The organism is Leucobacter sp. 1207-22 (assembly GCF_052850455.1).
In genome coordinates this window covers 270379-291563 of sequence record NZ_VXCR01000003.1, presented here as the reverse complement: position 1 = coordinate 291563, position 21185 = coordinate 270379, and the positions used below count along the sequence as shown (strand labels likewise).

Below are 21185 nucleotides of genomic sequence, written 5' to 3'. Positions count from 1 at the left end.
CGCAGCCCTGTTGCAGCGCAGCGCACCCCTGTTGCAGCGCACCGCACCCCCGCCGAATCCTTACGCCGCGGCCGCCTCAATCAATAGTGCGGCGAGCTCCGCTGGCTTGCTCCACATGGGCCAATGACCGGTAGGCAAGTCGACGAATGATGCCCTGGTGAGTTTGGCCGTCTCAGCGAACATTGGATGACCTGCAGCCGCGAGTTCACGTATCTGGGTGCATGTGATTGACGAGCACACAAACGTTGCTGGCACCGCGTGACGAGCTTCATTGCTCAGGATGATCTCGTCGCGCATGACCTGCGCTGGCTGCGGAACTGCACGCTCACTGAAACGGGCAAGCTGCTCTTCAGTAAGCCCGGCAAGGCTTGCCTGCTCCCCCAGTACTGCAAACGCTGGCAGGGGAACCTCAGCGATCTCCCGCGGCAGATCTGCGGCAAACGCGGTGCCTGACGAGACCGGGCCCGAGTCCACCCACACAACCCGCTTGACCAATTCTGGGTACCGATCGAGCACAATACTCACGGGTCCGTTCGCCCCGCTGTGGGCAACGAGCACGCAGGGCTGATCCGCAGTGATGTTGTGCTGCGCGAACACGTCGAGAATCCCCGTGACCTGTTCCTCAAGCGTTCGAGTTGCGCGTTCGGGGTCTGCTTCGTCGAGTCCGGCAAGTGTCACCGCGATGTTCATATTCGCGCCATTGCTCGCTGCAGCAAGTTGCTCACGAACTTCATCCCAGGCCCAAGCCCCAAGCCAATGACCGGCAATGCACACAATTGTTGTTGTCATGACTCCACTTTCGCATCGCCGCTGGACAACAGTGTGTCACTATTTATGACATGATTCACGACAGTTTTGCTCGGGTTCCCCGTTGTACCCGGGCGCCCCGCGCACAGCTGAGCGGCGCCCGATGAGACGTGCCGAACGGCTCCACGCGATCTCGGAGTCGCTTCGCCGGAGTGGCATTCGTGGAATCTCCGCAGACCGCCTCGCGGCCGAATTCGGTGTCTCGGTGCGCACGATCAAGCGTGACATTGACGCGCTCGAGAACAGCGGCGCACCGGTCTGGGCAAGACCCGGACCAGGCGGCGGGTACGGTCTCGCCGCTGGATCCACGCTCCCACCCGTCACGCTCTCACCGACGCAGGCTGTCGCGCTCATGGCCGCGGTCTCAGCCGCTGCCGACGCTCCCTACGCCGACCTGGCAAACGCAGGCGTGCGTAAGATCATCGATGTCCTCGACCCGCTCACCCGGAGCCGGGCAGAAGCGCTCGCTGACCGGGTGTGGGTGAACACCGAGTCACCGGTTTCTCGCGCGACAGGATCCGCGCTCGAAGCTGCGATGGCAGAACAAAAAGTCGTCCGCATCGACTACGTCGCGGCATCAGGCGATGCCACCACCAGAGACGTTGAGCCCGTGTTGTTCGCCTCGACGAACGGCCAGTGGTACCTCGTCGGCTGGTGCCGGCTACGCGATGCGATGCGCTGGTTCAAGCTGTCGCGCATCACCCGCGCGAGCGTCACAACGCTCGACTGCACCGGGCACACCGTCGCTGAGGTCGGTGAGCCACCGGCTGGCGCGCGACCGGTCCATGACGGGGCGCGGATCAGCCCCGACCAGCGCTAAGCGACGGTAACCGTGCCGCGCATCTCGGGGTGAATTGAGCAGTCGTACCCGAATGTGCCAGCCTTCTCGAAGACGAACACGTAGCTGCCTTCACGCATGAGTTCACTCACAAAGCTGCCGTCGTCAGCGACGACGTCGTGGTCTGCAGAGTGGCCTTCGAAGATCCATTCAACAGCGTCACCTGGGCGCACCGTTACCTCAGCTGGTGAATACTCGTTGTCAATCACTGAGATCTGCACTACTGGCTTCACACCCGAGGGTGCATTCGACGGCACCACCGGCGGCTTCGGCTGTACACAGCCAGAAAGCGCGAGGGTGCCAGCGGTCGCTGCGGCAACACCGAGCACGCCCGTGACGAAGTTGCGGCGGCTGAGGCCAGCGGTGATCCGCGCCTGATCGATCGACATCTTGATGACTCCTGAGTGGCTGACGGGTTAGCGAAGGTGCATGGCGCGTGCGGCATCCGTGATCGCGCCGGTGAGTGACGGATACACGGTGAATGCCGAAGCAACCTGGTCGACGGTGAGACGGTGCTCGACGGCGAGCGCGAGCGGGAAGATGAGCTCACTTGCGCGGTGCGCAACGATGACGCCACCGATGACCGTGCCAGATGCCTTCCAAGCGAAAAGCTTCACAAAGCCATCGGTGAAACCAATCATCTTGGCGCGCGGGTTCGTGTGCAGCGGGATCGTGTGCTCAATCGCCTTCGCCATGTCGGTTGCGTCTTCGAGCGAGCGCTCGTTCCAACCAACGGTTGCGATTTCGGGGTACGTGAACACGTTTGATGCGACGTTGCGCAAGTCAATCGGGCGCACGAAGTCACCGAGTGCGTGCATGATCGCGGTGCGACCCTGCATCGATGCGACAGACGCAAGCGGGAAGAAGTCGGTGCAGTCGCCGACGGCGTAGATCGAGGGAACGGTCGTGCGTGCAACCTTGTTCACACGAATGTGACCGCTGTCAGTGAGATCGATACCAGCCTCTTCAAGGCCAAGGCCCTGGGTGTTCGGGATCGAGCCGACCGCCATCAGGCAGTGCGAACCTTCAACAACCCGGCCGTCTGCGAGCTGCACGCGAACGCCACCGTCAACAACCTCAACGGCATCGGCGCGCGACTTCGACATCACGTTCATGCCGATCTTCTTGAACTCACGCTCAATGACAGCTGCGGCATCGGGGTCTTCGCCAGGAAGCACCTGATCACGGCTCGACACGAGAGTGACCTCTGCGCCGAGGGTGCGGTACGCGTTCGCAAACTCTGCACCGGTCACACCTGAACCGACCACGATGAGGTGCTCAGGGATCGACTGCAGGTTGTAGAGCTGCTTCCAGGTGAGGATGCGCTCACCATCAGGCTTCGCCGTATCAAGTTCGCGTGGGCTCGCGCCAACTGCGACGACGACGGTGTCGACCTCGACGCTGTCAAAGTCGGTACCGCTGACGCCATCTTCGGTCGAGACAAGCACGCGGTTCGAACCGTCAAGGCGACCCGATCCGTGCACGATGCGCACACCAGCGCTTTCAAGCTTCTCGCGCATATCGGTCGACTGTGCGCCTGCCATTGCGAGCAGTCGCTTGTTGACCGCTGCGAGGTTTACCGCGATCTCGGGACGCACTGGCTTGCCATCGGAGCCAGGCACAAATGCCTGCACGCCGAGCTTGCCAGAGTCACGCACTGCCTGTGCAGCACCCGCGGTCGCGATGAGACTCTTCGACGGAACCACATCGGTGAGCACGGCGGATCCGCCAACGCCCGCACGCTCAATGAGCGTGACCTCTGCTCCGAGCTGAGCGCCCGCAAGCGCCGCTTCGTAGCCACCAGGACCGCCGCCGAGAATCGCGATGCGGTGCTTCCGTTCATACGCCTTAGCCATACTCACCATTTTAGGCACTCTTCACGTCTATATCTGCAGCTGGCATACTGCGGTCACTAAGATATGACTCGGATCCGCTTCGCCGGAGAGCGCTCCGTCGCCAGTTTTCTCCGGAACAAACAATGATGTGGGAGAGATAAGTTCAGTGACGAACACAACACCCGAGTCTGCTTTAGAACGAGATCCCGGAATGCCGACCAGCACGTGGCGCTTGCGCAGCGATGCCTGGGAGTACCTGCGGTTCGTCGTGAAGCGGCTCGCGCTTGGTACCGATGAAGCGCGCGACATCATGGCCGATCCTGAGATCACGCGCTCACTGCGTGCGCTGAGAACGATCGAGATGTACTGGGCCGGTTTCGGTCAGCGGTACGTCCAGAACGTCCGCAATCTCATCGAAGAGGGCAAATACGATCTTGCGCTCGAACGCATCGGGCGCGTGGTGCACCGCCTGCGCGGATCAGCCGATCACGGCGAACCGCGCGAAGACATCTCCGATGATCCGGAGCTCGCTGAGCAGTTGCAGATGGACGCGGATCCGCGCCAACGCTTCGAAGTCCTCATCGTCGACGAAACCACCGAGGCCGACCGCGACGCGACCCGCGCCGAGGCGCTCGCGTACCGCAGCCCCGCAGATGACTTCATCTACGAATACGTCATCGTGCCAAGTGCGGACGATGCTGTCGCCGCCATCCTGACGAATCCCAACATTCTCGCGTGCGTGATCCGCCCAGGTTTCAGCCAGCGCACCCGCCAGAAGCTCAGCCGCGATCTCACCGCGACCATCGAGCTCGCGAAGTCACAGACCTCGACCCACGCCTCCGCGCCGTCACCGAAGAGCCCGCTGTCATCGGTGCAGCGCGTTGTGGACCTTGCTGACACGCTCATCGAGATCCGCCCCGAACTTGACCTGTATCTCGTCGCTGGCGCGCACATCGAAGATCTTGCTGGCGCGCTCACTCGCCGGTTCCGCAGGGTATTCCGCCGTGACGACCAGATCGAGCTGCACCTCTCGCTCGTACGGCGCATCTCACACCTGTACGACACTCCCTTCTTCTCAGCGCTCCAAGACCACGCACGGCGCCCGGTTGGAGTCTTCCATGCACTCCCCGTGGCACGCGGCGGATCCGTCCTCTCATCTCAGTGGGTCAAGGACCTTGCCGACTTCTACGGCGTAAACCTGCTCCTCGCAGAGACCTCGGCGACCTCGGGCGGCCTCGACTCATTGCTCGCGCCGGTCGGTCCCCTCAAGAAGGCCCAGGATCTCGCGGCACGTGCGTACGGCGCAAAGCGCTCCTACTTCGTCACCAACGGCACCTCGACCGCAAACAAGATCGTGCATCAGGGCCTCGTCGCACCTGGCGATGTCGTACTTGTCGACCGCAACTGCCACAAGTCGCATCATCACGCGATGATGCTCACGGGTGGCCGTCCCGCATACCTCGAGGCGTATCCGCTCGATGACTTTGCGTTCTATGGCGCAGTACCCATCAGTAGCGTCAAGCAGCTCCTGCTCGACTACCGCGCGGCCGGTCGCCTCGATGAAGTGCGCATGCTCACCCTGACGAACTGCACGTTCGACGGCCTCGTGTACGACCCGATCCGCGTCATGTCTGAGTGCCTTGCGATCAAGCCAGACCTCGTGTTCCTGTGGGACGAAGCTTGGTTCGCGTTTGGCGGGTTCCATCCCGTCACGCGTCGCCGCACCGCAATGTTCGCGGCAAAGCACCTCGAAGATACGCTCCGCACCAATGCGCACAGCGAAGCCTACGACGCGCAGCAGGCGGTGCTCTGGAACGCAGACGGCACCCCGGCTGCAGACGAGGTGTGGCTCGCCGAACGACTGGTACCGTCACCCGATGCGCGGATCCGCGTCTACGCAACGCAGTCGACGCACAAGACGCTCACCTCGCTGCGTCAGGGTTCGATGATCCACGTCTACGACCAAGACTGGGAACGTGACGCGAAGGATCCATTCGATGAGGCGTACATGACGCACACCTCAACGTCGCCGAACTACCAGATCCTCTCGACGCTCGACATCGGTCGCCGCCAGGTCGAGCTTGAGGGCTACAAGCTCGTTCAGCAACAGCTCGACCTTGCGACAAGTCTTGCGCAGGCGATCGCACGACACCCGCTGCTGCGCCGCACCTACCGGGTGCTCACGGCAAAAGAACTCATTCCAGCTGGCGCTAGCGGCGGCCCCCGTACCGGGCGACCGATGCCGCTACGGGACGGACTCTCTGAAATGTGGAAGGCGTGGGACAACGACGAGTTCGTTGTCGAACCGTCACGCGTCACGGTTGAGATCAGCCGCACCGGCGTTGATGGCGACACGTTCAAGCACGATTACCTCATGGATCGCTATGGCATCCAGGTGAACAAGACGAGCCGCAACACGGTGTTGTTCATGACGAACATTGGCACCTCGCGCAGTGACGTCGCGTACCTCATTGAGGTGCTCGTGAAGCTCGCCGAGAAGTTCGAAGAGAAGAAGGAGCTCGGCGATCCGGATGTGACGCTCTCGGCTCCCGGCGAGGCCACCCCGTACCCGGCGCTGCCCGATTTCACGTCGTTCTCGGCAGATTTCGCGCCATCGCCCGTGACCTCGCCGGTGTTGCCAGATGGTGCGCTGCGCGAGGCGTACTACTCAGGTCAACGTCGAGGCGGCGTCGAGTTTGTACAGCCTGAAGAGCTGATCGCCCGTCTCGCGCGCGGTGAACAGCCCGTCTCGGCTAACTTTGTGACGCCCTACCCGCCAGGATTCCCCGTGCTCGTGCCAGGCCAGGTGTTCTCGAAGGAGATCATCGACTTTATGGCCGCGCTTGATACGCGCGAGATCCACGGGTACGACGCGCGACGCGGGTACCGGGTGCTCTCGTAGGGCAGGCCTGGCGAAGCACCCTGTTCGCCGCACCCCGCTAAGGAGGTCAACCCCGTGAAAAGGGGCGTTCCCGTCGAAAGTGGCACTTTCATGCGCATGAAAGGCCTTGTTTTGTCGGGAACGCCCCTTTTCGCGGGTTTGCGGGCCGTTGCGGGCCAGATGCGGGCCGTTGCGGGCCGGGATGAGGGACGCTGAGTGCCATGACGCATCATCTGCACCGCGGTGCGGCGCAGATTCCTGCGAAGCTGCACAAGAACGACCGTCGACTCTGGCATTCCGAATTCAACGCTCATAGGCTGGCAGCATGGACCACCATTCAGGAACCCCGGCGCACGCACCAACTTCGCCGGAGCTGATCCCCGCCACCGCAGCAGCCGAGGCCGCAGCAACGATTGCGATAAAAACTGGCGTCCCCCGCCATGACATCGCGCTGACACTCGGGAGCGGTTGGGGCAAAGCAGCAGAAACCCTCGGTGAGGTCGTCGCGACGATTCCCGCTGAGAAGGTTCCCGGCTTTCACCCGTCTGGCATTCCGGGTCACGCTGGCACGCTGACGTCGATCCGCCTTCCCGATGGTCGCCACGCACTCATCATCGGTGCTCGCACGCACCTCTACGAGGGCAAGGGTGTACGAGCGGTCGCGCACGGGGTGCGCACTGCTGCCGCGTGTGGCGCAAAGATCATGATTCTCACGAACGGCGCTGGCGGCTTGAACCCCACGATCAGCGCTGGCGAGGCGATGATCATGGCGGATCACATCAACCTCACCACTGTCTCCCCCATCGAGGGAGCCAACTTTGTTGATCTCACCGATCTCTACGCGGAACGCCTGCGCGCGATCGTGCGTGAGGTTTCGCCGGGCATTGCAGAGGGTGTGTATGTTCAGGTGCCTGGTCCGCACTATGAGACGCCAGCTGAGTCGCGATATCTCCGCACCATTGGTGGCGACGCAGTAGGGATGTCGACGGGTATCGAGGCCATCGCAGCGCGTGAGGCGGGCATGGAGGTGCTGGGACTGACGCTCGTCACGAACCCCGCGACAAACCTCGGCGATGCTCCGCTGAGTCACGCGGAGGTTGTCGCCGCTGGCCGTGAAGCTGAGCCTCGTCTCGCAGCGTTGCTCACAGACGTCGTCACGCGACTCCCTCGCTGAACCGCTGACGCTAGCGTTCACGCTCCAGCGCACGCGCACGCAAACGTTCACGCACACGCGCACCAACGCGGATCCGCGCACCAAAAAGCCCGGCCCGCGCGCACTGCGCGTCGGACCGGGCTTTCTGACTAACGACAGCGACGGCGGTAACGGTGACCAATACCGCTGCCGCACGAATCGCTGCCGCGGTCGGTTTAGGTTGCCGACTCGCCTGCCTCGCCGGTGTCGACCAGCAGGACGCCCGACTTCACTGCCCACAGCATCGTCGCGACCTGGCCGCGCTCGAACGCGCGCGCCTCGTGGCTGAGACGCACCGCGCCCTCGCTGCCATCAGGTAGTTCGACCGTGTATCGACGCGACGAGCCGAGGTAGGTGACGTCGGTGATTGTGACGGGGATCGCGTTCCAGCCCTCGGTCGCCGCGGTGTTTGCCGCTTCAAGACGCAGATTCTCGGGGCGGATCAGAATCGCGAGATTCTCGTGGATGCTCCGGCCTTCTGCAACGACCCGGTGGCCCGCAACAGTGATCGCAGTGTGCTGATCGCCTGCCGCTTCGCCCTTGCCAAGCAGCACGGTCGACTCACCGAGGAAGCGTCCCACAAAGAGCGTACGCGGGGTCTCGTACAACTCCTCTGAAGTGCCGACCTGCTCAATCTTGCCGTTGTTGAAGACGGCGATGCGGTCAGACATCGAGAGCGCCTCTTCTTGATCGTGCGTCACGTAGACGAACGTCGAGCCAACCTCGCGATGAATGCGCTTGATCTCTGCCTGTAGCCACTCACGCAGCTTCTTGTCGAGTGCGCCGAGAGGCTCATCCATGAGCAGCACGCGGGGCTCATAGACGAGCGCACGTGCCAGCGCAACGCGCTGCTGCTGGCCGCCAGAGAGTTCTGACGGGAAGCGATCACCAAAGTCTCCGAGGCGCACCATGCCGAGGGCTTCGGCGACCTTGACCTTCTGATCCGCTTTTGACATCTTTCGGCGCTGCAGTGGGTACGCAACGTTCTCTGCCACCGTCTTGTGCGGGAACAATGCATAGTTCTGGAACACCATGCCGATGTCACGCTTGTGCGCGGGAAGCTTGGCAACGGGCTTGCCGTAGATATGCAGCATGCCCTCGGTCACCGAGGTGAATCCTGCGATCATGTTCAGTGTCGTGGTCTTGCCCGAACCCGAGGGGCCGAGGAAGGTCATGAATTCACCGGGTTCAATGACAAGGTCGATGTCATCGACGACGGTGTTGTCGCCGTACTTCTTGGTGACCTGGTTCAGGCTGATGCCTGCCTCATTGATCGCCGAGATTGCGCTGGTGTTCAGGCCCTCTTCACGGAGCTCCTGCTCGTGACCTGCGGGGACTGGAATGTCGTTGTGAGTCATTGCGTTCACGCTGCTACTCGCTTTCTTTTTCGCGTCGCGAACTGGGCCGACAGCATGACGACGACGGATACCACCATCGTGAGTACTGCCACGGCTGCAACAGTCGGATCATTGGTCTGCGTCACACTGTTGTAGATCTTCACCGGCAACGTCTGCAGCGACGGCGACTGGATGAAGAGCGACAGGATGACTTCGTCGAAGGAGGTAACGAAGGCGAACAGTGCGCCTGCCGTCACGCCCGGTGCGATGAGCGGGAGGGTGATGGAGAAGAAGGTCCGCATGCGTCCCGCGCCAAGGCTGGCCGAGGCCTGCTCGAGGCGGGTATCGAAGCCTGCGAGCGATGCCATCACGTTGGTGATGACGAGCGGCATTGCGACGATGGTGTGCGCGAGAACGAAGCCGGGCAGGGTGCCAAGCAGGTTCATGCGCAGGAACAGCGAGTACAGGCCGACCGCGAGGACAATGCCGGGGACGATCATCGGGAGCAAGAAGTAGCCCTCAACGAGGCTCTTACCGCGGAACTTTACCTTCGAGAGGCCGAGCGATGCGAGCACGCCGACCGTCGTTGCAACGATCGTGGTGAGGATCGCGACCTGGAGCGATGACCCGAGCGCCTTCATCCAGGATGCGTCAGTGAAGAAATTCTCGTACCACCTGGTCGAGAAGCCCTTCGGTGGGAAGTTGAAGGATGGCGCCTCGTTGAACGACATCGGGACGATGACGAGCGTTGGCAGCACCAACCAGAGGATGATGATGATGGCGAAGACGCCAAGGAGACGTTTCGTGGTCACTTCTTATCCACCCCCGGGAAGAGGCTCTGGCCCTTGTTCAACTTCGACACGATTACCAATATGAGGATCGTACAGATCAGCAAGAACATGCCAAGTGCCGTTCCTTGGCCCCACATGAGGAAGACCGAAATCTGCTGCTGGATCAGCGCGGAGATCATGATCTCCTTCGACGAACCGAGCAGTGCGGGAATGATGTAGAAGCCGAGGCCGAGAATGAACACGGTCACGCCGCCTGCGAAGATGCCTGGGCGTGAGAGCGGCAGGTAGACGGTGAAGAACGCGGTAATCGGGTTCGCGCCGAGGTTCGATGCTGCTGGCAGCAGACGCTTATCGATCTTGGCCATTGCCGAGTACAGCGGCAGCACCATGAAGGGCAGAAGCACCTGCGACATACCAAGCGCGACACCGAACGTGGTGCGGATCAGCGGTACCGGGCCGATGCCGAACCATGCCATGAGGATGCCATTGATCGGACCGGTGTCCTGCAGCAGCACCATCCACGCGAGCGTACGCACGAGGATCGAGGTCCACAGCGGCAGCATGATGAAGAGCTGCAACATGTTTCGGGTGCGGTCTGAGACCACGGTCATGAGGTAGGCGTACGGGTACGCAAGCAGCAGACACACGATCGTGACGATGAATGCCGTGCTGAAGGTTCGCGTGACCACAGCGATGTTCGCCTGGGTGGTGAACAACCACTCGTAGTTCTGCAATCCCGGCTGCGGATCGGTCACCGAACGTAGGGCGACGTCGAACAGTGGCGCCAGGAAGAACAGGGAGACAATCGCGAATGCCGGGAGCAGGAGAAGAAGCGGGCGCCAGTTGCGTGGCCCCCGCTTCTTCCCAGCGCCGGCATCCGCACCAGAAACAGCCAACGCCTCAGTGACGGTGGTGTTTCCTGGAACAGAGTTACCGGACATGATGATTAGTTACCCGTTGCCCATCCAGCCCATGCTGCGGAGAGGGCGTCGTAGTTCTCAACCCAGAAGTCCACGTTGGGCTTCACAGCGGTGTCCATGTGCGAGGTCGTCATCCAAGTCTCGAGCTGCTTGTCGAGTTCTGGCTTCGAGTTCACGTTGACGCCACCGTACGAAGTGAGCTTGGTCATCTCGGCCTGCTGCAGATCACCAATCGAGTAGTTCACTGCTGCAAAAGCAGCCTGCTTGTCCTTGACACCCTTCGGGATACCGTTCGAGTCGACCATGAGCATCCACTCGTCCCACATGGGAGCGATAGGTGCGCCAGCCGAAGCCGCGCCGTAGCCACGTCCCGACCAGACAAGGCCCATGACTGCCTCGCCCGACTCGAGCTGCTGCTGCGCCTGTGCACCGGTCGTCCAGCCGATGACGTCATCGCCGAGCTTCTTGTACTCGTCGAATGCGCCCTCGATGTCTGCTGGCTTCAGGTCGTTGACGTCCTTGCCCTGTGCGACGAGTGCGAACTCGACGGTCTGCGGATCGACGTAGGTCGACTGGCTCACGGTGCGCTTGCCTGGGAACTTCTTCGTGTCGAAGAAGTCAGCTGCGCTCGTGGGCGGGTTATCGCCGAAAGCGTCAGTGTTGTAGGCAACGACCAAGCCGTAGAGAATCTGCGGGGTCATGCACTTGTCAGTGATGGTGCCCTCAGGAATGTTCGAGATATCGATCTGGTCGTAGTCATACTCTTCGAAGAGCGTGCCACAACCACGGGCGGTATCGAACTGGGTGGTGTTCACGATGTCCCAGGTGACGTTCCCTGCGTCGACCATGGCCTTGAGCTTGCCTGCGTCGAATGCATCCTGGTTAAAGGTTGCTCCCGATGCCTCTGCAAACGGATCCCAAAGTGCGGCCTTCTGACCGTCCTGGAAGATACCGCCCGAACCTGCGAAGGTCAGCGTGACGCCGTCGAACGCGCCTTCCTTCACCTGGCCAGCGACGGGGGTGCCCAGATCGCGCTCGGGTGCTGCCTCTTCAGAGCCGCCACCACCGCTGCAACCTACGAGCGTCAGTGCAAGTGCTGCTGCACCTGCCACCGCAGAAAGTCCGCGACGCGCTTTCGCGTTTTTTACCATTTGAAATGGTCCTCTCACTTCACTGTGATTGGTACCGGGGCGCACTCGCAGGCGAAGCATCGTTACTTTTCCTGTTGAACCGAACCTCTACAAGCAATCAGCTCGTCGCCCTCGGATGAACATTGAAGCTACACGTCTATTTCGCCATTCGTCACTTGTGTTACGACTTCGTTACCGGCTCTGAGATATGTCATACGTTCGTACACATACGGTCTTATGACCGGTACGAATGAGAGGTGCGGACGCGCAAAATTGTGCGTAATTTTCCAATTATTGGCGCAGCGTCGCGTAGTGTCATTGCCAAACGAGCGCCGTACGAATGTAATTCGAACCCGCAAACTGCTACTTCGGTGGAAAACAGAGCAAGGAGGCTCTTCCCGTGAACATCATTGTGATTGGTGCCGGTCTTTCCGGCCTGACATCGGCCTGGGAACTGCAGAAGGCAGGCCATGACGTCACCGTGCTCGAGGCCCGCGACCGCGTTGGCGGCCGCACCTGGAGCACTCAGCTTGAGAACGGCGTCATCACTGAACGTGGTGGCGAATATGTCTTCCCGACAGAGTTCCCGATCCGCAAGCTCGCAGCTGAGCTTGAGGTGCCGCTGCTCACGCACGGAGTGCGATACGGCCGCCGTACAACCAACGGTCGAGTCATCTCGTTCGATGACCTTGAGCGCACGAGCGCACAGGTCCAGGCGACACTCAAGGGCATGATGGCGGACGGCGAACGCAATGTATCGCTTGCGACCGCGTTTGAGACCGCCCTTGGCGCTGACTACCTCCTCGACCCGGTCTACCGCCGCACGGTGACCTCAAGTGCCGCGGATCCCACACGCGTGAGCGCCGAAGCCGTCCTGTTGCATGAGTCGTCAACAGTGAACGGCTACGTCGAAGATGGTGCCCGCTTCCTTCGCGGTAACCAGTCGCTATCCATTGAGATCGCGCGCCGCCTCGGTGATCGAGTGCGCCTTGAGCATCCTGTCGCGCGGATTGACCAGTCTGCGACCGGGGTCCAGGTGGAATTGCAGGACGGCACCCGCCTTGAGGCCGACGCCGCAGTGCTCTCCGTTCCGTTCCCGATCCTCCGCGAGCTCGAACTCGGTTTCGACCTGCCCGAGGCACAGCAGCGCGCGCTCGACCACCGCTTCATGGGTGTCGCAGCCAAGCTCGGCGTCCCCTTGAGCCGCGTCGATAATGACATTGCGCTCCAGAACACCAGCCATACCTGGTGGTCGTGGCGTTCAATGTCGGTCGATGGTGAGCACCGAATCAACGCGCTTTCAAGCTTTGCTGGTGGCCCGGATGCACTCGCTGCGCTCAAGGTCACCGAAGGTTCTGCCACCTGGCAGGCCGAACTGCAGAAGATGCGCCCAGAGCTCGAGCTCGCTGGGGACGTATTGCTCACGACCTGGGCCGATGACCCCTGGGCACGCGGTTCGTACACGGCTCCGGCACTCGACTGGGATTCCGCCGACGCCACCGCGTTCGAGACCACCGCTGGCCGCGTCGCCATCGCCGGAGAGCACACCGGACTCGCACAGTCGCTGTCTGGTGCGGTCGCCTCGGGCTATCGCGCGGTCGCAGCGCTCACGCGTACACTCGCTGCCGGGTAGGCCACGGCATGACACTTACTGTTGGCGAGCTGATCGCACTTCCGTCAGTGAAGACGTGGTCGCTGACGCCGGGTGTCGGCGAGCATCGCAAGATCCTGTGGGCGCATTCGTGTGAGCAGCCAGACCCTTGGCTCTGGCTCGGCGAAGGCTCCCTGGTGATGACCACTGGCCTTGGCGTTCCAGTCTCAGTGGCGGATCAATGCACGTACTTCGCAGGCATGCACAAAGCCGGGATCGCAGCGGTCACAATCGGCGCACACATGTCTGCACCACCGCTCGCAGAAGAGTCGCTTGCCTACGCGTCATCGCTCGGGCTTCCCGTACTCGAAACGGCATATGAGGTTCCATTCCTCACGCTCGCAACGGCCGTCATTGAGGCAGCCCAGGAGCAGCGAGCGCGTCGCGTCCGCCTCACCGAGCGCATGTATGCCGCACTGCGTACACACGCGACGGAGGAGGACGCGGAGCCGCTGCTTGCCGAACTTGGTGCACTGCTCGGTGGCACCTTCGCGATCGAGCCAGCGCTCCCTGGAGGTGCACGCGGCAGCATTGAAGAGGTCACCCCTGGCCTCTTCACCACTTCGCTCGTCGCACCTGGCGACCCTGTACTCAGCTTCAAGGTCGTGACCGAAGAGCCTGATTATGGACTGCTTCAGCACTCTGCGGGCATCGTGGGCACCGCGCTGTCAATCTCTGCTGCTTCTCGCCGACGGGACTGGCTGTACGGTTCGATTCTGCTCAGCAACCTTGCTGACGGCACCATTCCTGCTGGCTTCGCGCGGGGTCTGCTCGAGTCACACGGCCTGACTGGTTCGCTGCGGCTATGCGTGTGGGGGTACCGCGACAGCCGCGAGTCCCTCGATACGGTGCAGGCAGTTGCTGCTGCTGAGGGATCCGCCGCTATTGCGACCGTGAAAGACCACCAGACGGTCGCGATGATCCGCGCCGATGATATGCACCTGCTCGAACGGTTCGGCGAGCAGTTCAAGGTCGTCGGTGCGAGTGCGCCGTTCACCGATCTGCTCGGCTTCCAGACCGCGGTCAGGCAGGCGAACGTGACGCTCACTCGTGCCCGCACAGCTGAGCAAACCGGAGCAATCCGGTTCGATGACGCTGAGCCTTCGTCGTTGTTTCTTCCAGATGACAACGAACAGCTGCGCGCCATCACCCAACAGGTGCTCGGCCCGCTGCAGGAATACGATGCCCAACGCGGCACCGACCTCATGGAGACCTTGCGGGTCTTCCTTGAGGACAACCGCAGTTGGGTCCGCGCATCTGAACGCCTGTTTATCCACCGCCAGACACTCGTGTCGCGGATCGCGCGCATCGAAAGCGTGCTCGGAAAAGACCTCGGCAACATGCAGGATGCCTCTGACTGTTGGCTCGCGATTCGAGCCGCAGTTCGTTGCGGAGCCTTGGAACCAGAGGAATCCTAAGCCACGTACAAACGTATGAGCGCCGCTATTTCTCGCGCCTCACAACCATATTTCTTGTAGTTCACCATCCGAATACGGAGGAAATCATGACCAACCACTCACACGATGTCACCGCTGACGTTGACGTTGTTGTTATCGGTGCTGGCTTCGCTGGCCTTGTCGCAGCCCGCGAACTCAGTCAGGCCGGCCACGACGTGCTGCTCGTCGAGGCGCGTGACCGCATCGGCGGCCGGACCTGGACCGACGAGCGGCTCGGACACACACTCGAGATGGGCGCCAATTGGGTGCACTGGGTACAGCCCCACGTCTGGGCAGAAATGACACGCTACAACCGCGAGATCACCCGCAGCCCCAAGGCCGAGGAAGCATACTGGCACGACGCAGACGGCAACCCAGTGCAGGGCACCCTCGAAGAATTCATGGCGCTGATCAGCCCAGGTCAGCAGCTTTTGATCGATGATGTGCGATCCGCGATGCCACGCGGGCCCGAGCCCACGGTCGGTGAGATCCAGAACCTTGACGCGCTCAGCATTGAAGACCGAATGAACCAGCTCGGTCTCGACCCGGCCGCGCGCGCGGCGAACGATTCCGTCTGGACCGGCCACGTCAACGCGCCCCTCTCACAGGTCGGTCTGTCGAGTGCACTACGCTGGGTCGCCGCGACCGGCGGTCACTGGGAACTCATGCACGAGGCATCAGCGACGTACCGCGTGGTCGACGGCATGCGTGATTTCACGGCTGAGATTGCGAAGGATGTTCGTGGCGAGATCCGCCTGAACACCACGGTCGCATCGATCACGCAGACTGGTGCTGGTGCCGGTACCGGTGCAGTCATCACGACGACCGATGGTGAACGGATCACCGCACGCCGCGTCATCAGCACCCTCCCGGTGAACGCAATCGCTGAGATCGAGTTTTCACCCGCGCTCCCCAAGGTCTGGCAGCGCCAAAACGCAGAGCGCGTTGCCTCACGCGGCACCAAGGTGTGGATGCGCGCTGAGGGCCACGTTCCCCGCTTCTTCGCGTATGCCAGCCAGCACGATCCGCTGTCTGTTCTCAAAGCTGAGTTCTACTGCACCGATGAGCGCGGTGACTACACGCTGCTCGTTGGCTTTGGTGCGGATCACTCCAAGATCAACCTCGAAGACCTCGCCGATGTGCAGGCGGCGGTTAATATCTTCCGTCCCGGCCTCACCATCACCGATGTGGCGGCACATGATTGGATGACTGATCCGCTAGCGCAGACCACCTGGATGACGCATCGCCCTGGTCAGTTGACCCGCGATCTAGTGGAACTGCAGGAGCCGCAGGGCGTGCTCCACTTCGCAACGACCGACAACGCGAATCTCTGGGGCGGCTTCATCGACGGCGCGATCGAGAGCGGATTGCGCGAGGCGCGTCGCGTCGCTGCCGCGCTGTAGGGGCCGCGCGCTCGCGTTGTAGGGGTCGTGCGCTCCCCTCAACCCCGCGAAAGGGGGCGTTTCTCTCGAAACGCCCCCTTTCTTTCGCAAGAAAGGCCCCTTCTCGGCGGGAAGGGGCCTTCTCGGCGGTGTAGCCCGGGTTTACGTGGACACAGACTAGGCTGCGTGCACCACGCGACCGTCGACCACCGTCAACGTGATCTCCAGTTCGGGGAGCTGGTCTGCGCCGGTGTCGATGGGATCCGCCGCCCAAACAGTGAGGTCACCAACCGCGCCAACTGCCAGCACACCGCGGTCTTCGTGCCCGCGCGCCTGCGCCGGCCACAGCGTGTAAGCAAGCAGCGCCTCTTCACCCGTCAGGCACTGATCAGGCTCGAAGACAGGTGCTGAGGCGTCTCCGGGAGTGTGGCGTCCGCGGGCCCAGGCCATGCCAAGGCGAGGATCAAACTGCGCAACTGGCCAGTCAGAGCCGAGCGTCACGCGTACGCCGGTGTTCATGACGTCGCGCACGCGGTAGCCAGCAGTGTTGCGGTCTTCACCGAGGCGGACGGTCCAGTTGTCGCTGTGATCCGCGGCACGCCACTGCATGTGCAAGGGCTGCATCGACGCCGTGACCTGCGCGCCACCGACCTGCGCTGATTGGAAGCCGCGCAGACGCTCAATATCTTGCGCCGAAAGCACCTCAAGGTGCTCGATCGAGTGGAACGGCTGGCCATCACGCCCGGGGAGCTGCTCGTACACCTCAAGCACGCGATTCACCGCGTAGTCACCGACCGCGTGGGTCGCGATGAGCATGCCAGCGTCATGATAGGCGCGCACGACCTCGACGTAGCGGTTCCAATCGGGCCAGAAGCCATCGCGTCCGTCACCGCATGCATCAGCCTCGTGCAGCCACGCAGTACCGGTGTCTACGACGCCATCGCTGAACAGCTTGATTGCGCCGCTCTGCCAGAGATCACCACGACGATCCTTCGCTGCGATCACCGCTGCGACATCGTCATCGGTTGCACCAACCGCGTGCCAGTGGTGCACGGTGAGACGGTGATCGAGCTCGCCGCGGGATTCGAGTTCTTCGAGCAGGTCGAGCGTTGCGGGCTTGCCGTCCATGATTGCGCCGCCCGTGAGTCCGACCGCGGCAAGCGTGCGGAACATGTCACGCAGCGCGTCTCGCTCCTCGTCATGCGAGGGCTTCGGGGCCGCGTCAAACAGCATGCCGTACGCGCTCGGCTCGCGAAGCTCGCCGGTCGGAGTACCGTCTGCATCGACGACGACCTCGCTCGCATCAGCGAACTCGACCGGACCAGTGATGCCCGCTGCGGCGAGCGCAGGAGCCGTGCCGAGCCCGGTGTGCAGGTCGTAACAAATGAGCGCAACTGGGCGACCCGGTGCTGCGCTCTCCAATAGATCACCGCGCATCCCGGTTTCTTCGAAGGGTTCGTACTCGAGGTTCCAGCCGCGCACCCACGCACCCTCGGGCAGGCGTGCGTGCTCTGCGGCGATGGCTGACCGGATCTCTTCGACGGTGCCCAGACCGCCGAGGTCAATGCCTGCGGTCACATCAGCTGCCCAATGCGGGTGCGTGTGGGAATCGAAGAGCCCGGGGGTGATGACGGCGCCAGCAACATCCCGCACGGATACGCCCATCGCAGCAGCCCGCTCGGTGACCTCTGCGTCGGATCCGATGCAGGAGATCCGCCCACCCTCAATGAGCAGCGCGGTCGCATCTGCGTGTGCATCGGTATTGGTACGCAAGCGTGCGCCGATGAGCGCGAGGGTACGTGAGTTATCCGAGGTCATGTGAGGTCCTTTCACGGAACAGGAACGGGATGAAACGAAACAGCGCGGAGCAACCTGGGCTGTTCGAAAGGGGTCGGAATTTTCAGGGCACGAGTGGGGCAAGCTTCAGTGGCGTCCGATAGGCGAGAAATCATCTCGCGGTACGGCGGCCGAGCCAAAACGGTCTGGGTTCCAATACTGCTGGAACTCGGCGTCGCCGTCACCTCCACGCAAGAGATCTGCAAGGTATTCACCCATAAATGCAGCATATTTAAAGCCTTCACCTGAGTCCCCGCAAGCAAGCACGACGCTCGGGTGCGTGCGCCCGATGATGAAGTCACCGTCGCCAGAATCGGTCCAAGTGCAGACCTGGGTGGCGAGCACGTTTGGAACGATCGCGGTGAGATCGCGTTCGACACGAGCGCGGATCTCCTCTGTACGATCTGGCCATTCGGCTCGATCAAGGTCATCACCGAGGGTTCGACCGGCAAGCGTCCGCAACGGGACATCAAGACCAATCTTGTAGCCCGCATTCCCGTTGGGCATGGCATAAACGCCGGGCTCGTCACTGCGGGTGCAGTCAATGAGCCCTGGAAGGTCTGGAGCAGGGGGCGTGCTGCCCGGTTCTCCAACGTATACGACCTGTTCCATGTAAGGCGTGAGCGGGAGTGTGAGGTTCAGCCCAGGTAACAACTCAGACGTACCTGGACCAGCAGACAGCAGCACCTGAGCCGCAGTCAATTCCGTACCATCAGCAAGCGTCACGGTTGCGTGCTCGAGGTCTGGAGCGATCCGCGTCACACGCGTGTTGGGTCGGTAGTCGCCACCGGCGGCGACGAACTCACGCAGCACACCAGCAAGCAGCCTGTCTGCGAAGACAACACCTGCTTCTTCGACGAACAACGCATCGCGGCCGTCTGGGCGCAGACCAGGAAAGTACTCGCCAACCTCAGCTGCAGGCACGCGCACGTACCGCTGATCAATGGAGGCAAGCGCCCGTGCAACATCATCAAGCGACTCGTCGTCACGCCAGAGCGCACCGGTCCGCCTGAACACTGGCTCACCGATGCGCTCGCCAAGTCGCTCCATCGCAGCAAGCGTGCCGAGCATCGCCCGCGATCGCCACACTTGGGTGTCGGCAAGGCGCCAGAGTCGAGATGACCCTCCAGCCGAAGCAAAGGGGCCGCCAGTTTCGAACCGCTCGAGCACGGTGACTTGCCAGCCCTCGTCTTGGAGTTTCAACGCCGTGGGAAGGCCCCAGGTGCCGCCACCGACAACAATCGCATGCTGCTTCATGAAGGTACCTGCTAGTCGCTAATGGTGGTGTAATGCTTGCGCAAGTGCTCAGTAATATGCCACTTGCCCTTCCAACCTGATGGCATGACCATAACGTCACCGGGCCCGAACTCCTCAGGATCTTCGCCTTCGACCTCAATGACCACACGGCCAGAGAGGATCGTGCAAATCTCGGTATAACCGTTGCGTTCTGCGGTGAACGTGCCAGGCGTGCATTCCCACAGGCCAGTACCAATACGATCGTTTGACCACACCTCACGTGCTGCTTCTTGTTGGCCTGCAGTGATAGCCGTGGGCTTCGGGGCAAGCGCACCGAGGTCTACCGCTGCAGAGTTGTGCGCAGCGAGGGTTCGAATCGTAGTCATCAAGTTTCTCCTTTGAATTGACGGCTGAGGTCAGTGACGTCTTTGGAGAGTAACCCCAGAACCGTTTACATCAGCGTATAGCGGGCCACCGACAGGTACCGATGGCCCGCCAGACGGGCTACAGAAAGCGGGAAGTCTCTACCGACCGCTAATGATGTTTGCGACCTTCGCGATCGGCGAAGTGGTTGGGCGTCCGTTGAGCTCAGACTTGTCGGCGACGCCATACGCCGCATACATGCCCTTCGTCGCGATCCAACGCAGCGGCTCGACTTCCCACTTCCGAACGCGGTGGTTCACCCACGGTAGTATCGTTAGTTCGCTTCGATTCCCAAGAATGAGGTCAGCGATCGTGCGGCCAGCGAGGTTGGTCGAAGTGACGCCGGTGCCGACGTATCCGCCGCCCCATGCGATACCAGTCTGCTCGTCGAGACCAACAGTCGCTGCCCAGTCACGGGGAACACCAAGCACGCCAGACCAGACGTGATCGATCTTCGCGCCCTTAGTGCTCGGGAAGAAGCGGTGCAGGATCTCGCTGAGCGTATCGACAGTGCGTTCCGAGGTCTGACCGTCGGTATCGGTCTTCGAACCATACTTGTAGGGAACTCCGCGGCCACCGATCGCGATCCGGTCGTCTCCCGTGCGCTGCGCATACATGTAGACGTGTGCCCAGTCGCCGAGCACTTCGCCCTTGCTCCAGTTGAGCTCGTCCCACACCGCTGCCGAGAGAGGCTCGGTTGCGATGAGTGAAGAGTTCATCGGCAGCCAGAGGCGGTGCAGTCCCTTGAGGTTTGCAGTGAAGCCTTCGGTTGCGCGCACAACGTACTGTGCAGAGACGGTGCCATGAGTCGTGATGAGCTGGTGGGGCGCGATTTCGACCACACGAGTGTTCTCGTAGATCTCGACGCCGAGCCGCTCACACGCCTCGGCAAGCCCCTTGGCAAGCTTCGCAGGCTGAATACGAGCAGAGTGCGGGTGCCACACAGCTGCGCGGGTGTTCGCAACATTGATCTTTGCCTGTGCCGCAGGAGCTTCAAGCAACTCAAGATCGGTGTACTTCCACTGCTGTTCAGCGGCAGCGAACTCGCGTAGTCGCTTCTCCTGCGCCACGGTATACGCGACGTTAAACTCGCCGCCCTTCTTGATGTCAGCGTCGATACCCTCGGCCTCGGTGACGCGGATCACTTCATCAACAGTCTCGTTCATTGCGCGCTGGAAGCGCTCTGCAGCATCGCGACCGTGCGACTTTTCATACTGCTCGCGGCCACCCGTGATCGCGCTCGTGAGCCAGCCACCGTTGCGGCCAGAGGCACCGTAACCAACGTGACGCTGCTCAACAACGACAACCTTCAGGTCAGGGCGGGCCTGCTTCAGGTAGTACGCCGTCCACAGTCCCGTGTAGCCCGCGCCGACGATCGCCACGTCGGCGGTGAGGTTACCCGGAAGTTCAGGGCGCGGTGTAGGGGTACCGATTTGTTCCCACCAGTGTGAGACGTTGCCGTTGATCATTACATGGGTTCCTTTGAAAGT

General features: G+C 61.9%; 16 protein-coding genes and 1 pseudogene. 6 read left to right on the top strand and 11 right to left on the bottom strand.

Annotation, left to right across the window (positions count from 1 at the left end; translation table 11 throughout):
* Positions 1-60: 60 nt before the first annotated feature.
* Positions 61-789, bottom strand: a complete 729-nt coding sequence (locus FW756_RS07060; RefSeq protein ID WP_446429451.1) for an alpha/beta fold hydrolase — start codon at positions 787-789, stop codon at positions 61-63.
* A 121-nt stretch (positions 790-910) separates the two neighbouring features.
* Between FW756_RS07060 and FW756_RS07055 the strand changes: the two genes are divergently transcribed.
* Positions 911-1627: a helix-turn-helix transcriptional regulator gene (locus tag FW756_RS07055; protein ID WP_446429450.1), complete on the top strand. Its 717-nt coding sequence runs from the start codon at positions 911-913 to the stop codon at positions 1625-1627.
* Here the strand turns inward: FW756_RS07055 and FW756_RS07050 are convergent.
* Positions 1624-2034, bottom strand: a complete 411-nt coding sequence (locus FW756_RS07050; protein WP_446429449.1) for a cupredoxin domain-containing protein — start codon at positions 2032-2034, stop codon at positions 1624-1626. The two genes, FW756_RS07055 and FW756_RS07050, sit on opposite strands and share 4 nt — an antisense overlap.
* A 27-nt stretch (positions 2035-2061) precedes the next feature.
* Positions 2062-3501: an NAD(P)H-quinone dehydrogenase gene (locus tag FW756_RS07045; RefSeq protein WP_446429448.1), complete on the bottom strand. Its 1440-nt coding sequence runs from the start codon at positions 3499-3501 to the stop codon at positions 2062-2064.
* Between the two features lie 190 nt (positions 3502-3691).
* Here FW756_RS07045 and FW756_RS07040 point away from each other — a divergent pair, with 190 nt between their 5' ends.
* Both FW756_RS07040 and FW756_RS07035 read left to right on the top strand, forming a co-directional pair.
* Positions 3692-6382, top strand: coding sequence for an aminotransferase class I/II-fold pyridoxal phosphate-dependent enzyme (locus FW756_RS07040; protein WP_446429666.1), 2691 nt, complete (start codon positions 3692-3694; stop codon positions 6380-6382).
* 304 nt (positions 6383-6686) lie between these two features.
* Complete coding sequence (locus FW756_RS07035; RefSeq protein ID WP_446429447.1) at positions 6687-7535, top strand: purine-nucleoside phosphorylase; 849 nt, start codon at positions 6687-6689, stop codon at positions 7533-7535.
* 194 nt (positions 7536-7729) lie between these two features.
* Here the strand turns inward: FW756_RS07035 and FW756_RS07030 are convergent, their stop codons facing one another.
* The 4 genes from FW756_RS07030 to FW756_RS07015 are packed head-to-tail and all read right to left on the bottom strand — an operon-like array spanning position 7730 to position 11752.
* Complete coding sequence (locus tag FW756_RS07030) at positions 7730-8911, bottom strand: ABC transporter ATP-binding protein (RefSeq protein WP_446429446.1); 1182 nt, start codon at positions 8909-8911, stop codon at positions 7730-7732.
* A gap of 5 nt (positions 8912-8916) precedes the next feature.
* The gene (locus tag FW756_RS07025) at positions 8917-9702 is read right to left on the bottom strand and encodes an ABC transporter permease (protein WP_446429445.1); all 786 of its coding nucleotides are present in this window, start codon (positions 9700-9702) and stop codon (positions 8917-8919) included.
* Positions 9699-10622, bottom strand: a complete 924-nt coding sequence (locus tag FW756_RS07020; protein ID WP_446429444.1) for an ABC transporter permease — start codon at positions 10620-10622, stop codon at positions 9699-9701. Before FW756_RS07020 ends, FW756_RS07025 begins: the two co-directional genes overlap by 4 nt.
* Positions 10623-10627: 5 nt before the next feature.
* Positions 10628-11752: an extracellular solute-binding protein gene (locus FW756_RS07015; protein ID WP_446429443.1), complete on the bottom strand. Its 1125-nt coding sequence runs from the start codon at positions 11750-11752 to the stop codon at positions 10628-10630.
* Positions 11753-12128: 376 nt separating this feature from the next.
* Between FW756_RS07015 and FW756_RS07010 the strand changes: the two are divergent.
* The 3 genes and pseudogenes from FW756_RS07010 to FW756_RS07000 all read left to right on the top strand — a co-directional run.
* Positions 12129-13364 (top strand): annotated as a pseudogene (locus FW756_RS07010) (flavin monoamine oxidase family protein); the annotation flags it as partial.
* An 8-nt stretch (positions 13365-13372) separates the two neighbouring features.
* Positions 13373-14800 (top strand): PucR family transcriptional regulator, encoded by a 1428-nt coding sequence (locus FW756_RS07005; RefSeq protein ID WP_446429442.1) that lies wholly within the window; start codon positions 13373-13375, stop codon positions 14798-14800.
* Between the two features lie 86 nt (positions 14801-14886).
* Complete coding sequence (locus tag FW756_RS07000; protein ID WP_446429441.1) at positions 14887-16221, top strand: flavin monoamine oxidase family protein; 1335 nt, start codon at positions 14887-14889, stop codon at positions 16219-16221.
* Positions 16222-16377: 156 nt separating this feature from the next.
* On the opposite strand, the gene FW756_RS06995 is transcribed toward FW756_RS07000, so the two are convergent.
* The 4 genes from FW756_RS06995 to FW756_RS06980 all read right to left on the bottom strand — a co-directional run bounded on the left by FW756_RS06995 (position 16378) and on the right by FW756_RS06980 (position 21164).
* Positions 16378-18018, bottom strand: a complete 1641-nt coding sequence (locus FW756_RS06995) for an amidohydrolase (protein ID WP_446429440.1) — start codon at positions 18016-18018, stop codon at positions 16378-16380.
* Positions 18019-18123: 105 nt separating this feature from the next.
* Positions 18124-19293 carry an NAD(P)/FAD-dependent oxidoreductase gene (locus FW756_RS06990; RefSeq protein ID WP_446429439.1) on the bottom strand — a complete coding sequence of 390 codons (1170 nt, stop codon included), beginning with the start codon at positions 19291-19293 and terminating at the stop codon, positions 18124-18126.
* Between the two features lie 11 nt (positions 19294-19304).
* Complete coding sequence (locus FW756_RS06985) at positions 19305-19658, bottom strand: cupin domain-containing protein (RefSeq protein ID WP_446429438.1); 354 nt, start codon at positions 19656-19658, stop codon at positions 19305-19307.
* A 138-nt stretch (positions 19659-19796) separates the two neighbouring features.
* Entirely contained in the window at positions 19797-21164 is a 1368-nt protein-coding gene (locus FW756_RS06980; protein ID WP_446429437.1) for an NAD(P)/FAD-dependent oxidoreductase, read from the bottom strand.
* Positions 21165-21185 lie beyond the last annotated feature (21 nt).

Coding starts and splice junctions, on each gene's coding strand:
- FW756_RS07060 (WP_446429451.1), bottom strand. CDS start 789: ATGACAACAACAATTGTGTGCATTGCCGGTCATTGGCTTGGGGCTTGG.
- FW756_RS07055 (WP_446429450.1), top strand. CDS start 911: ATGAGACGTGCCGAACGGCTCCACGCGATCTCGGAGTCGCTTCGCCGG.
- FW756_RS07050 (WP_446429449.1), bottom strand. CDS start 2,034: ATGTCGATCGATCAGGCGCGGATCACCGCTGGCCTCAGCCGCCGCAAC.
- FW756_RS07045 (WP_446429448.1), bottom strand. CDS start 3,501: ATGGCTAAGGCGTATGAACGGAAGCACCGCATCGCGATTCTCGGCGGC.
- FW756_RS07040 (WP_446429666.1), top strand. CDS start 3,692: ATGCCGACCAGCACGTGGCGCTTGCGCAGCGATGCCTGGGAGTACCTG.
- FW756_RS07035 (WP_446429447.1), top strand. CDS start 6,687: ATGGACCACCATTCAGGAACCCCGGCGCACGCACCAACTTCGCCGGAG.
- FW756_RS07030 (WP_446429446.1), bottom strand. CDS start 8,911: ATGACTCACAACGACATTCCAGTCCCCGCAGGTCACGAGCAGGAGCTC.
- FW756_RS07020 (WP_446429444.1), bottom strand. CDS start 10,622: ATGTCCGGTAACTCTGTTCCAGGAAACACCACCGTCACTGAGGCGTTG.
- FW756_RS07015 (WP_446429443.1), bottom strand. CDS start 11,752: ATGGTAAAAAACGCGAAAGCGCGTCGCGGACTTTCTGCGGTGGCAGGT.
- FW756_RS07005 (WP_446429442.1), top strand. CDS start 13,373: ATGACACTTACTGTTGGCGAGCTGATCGCACTTCCGTCAGTGAAGACG.
- FW756_RS07000 (WP_446429441.1), top strand. CDS start 14,887: ATGACCAACCACTCACACGATGTCACCGCTGACGTTGACGTTGTTGTT.
- FW756_RS06995 (WP_446429440.1), bottom strand. CDS start 18,018: ATGACCTCGGATAACTCACGTACCCTCGCGCTCATCGGCGCACGCTTG.
- FW756_RS06990 (WP_446429439.1), bottom strand. CDS start 19,293: ATGAAGCAGCATGCGATTGTTGTCGGTGGCGGCACCTGGGGCCTTCCC.
- FW756_RS06985 (WP_446429438.1), bottom strand. CDS start 19,658: ATGACTACGATTCGAACCCTCGCTGCGCACAACTCTGCAGCGGTAGAC.
- FW756_RS06980 (WP_446429437.1), bottom strand. CDS start 21,164: ATGATCAACGGCAACGTCTCACACTGGTGGGAACAAATCGGTACCCCT.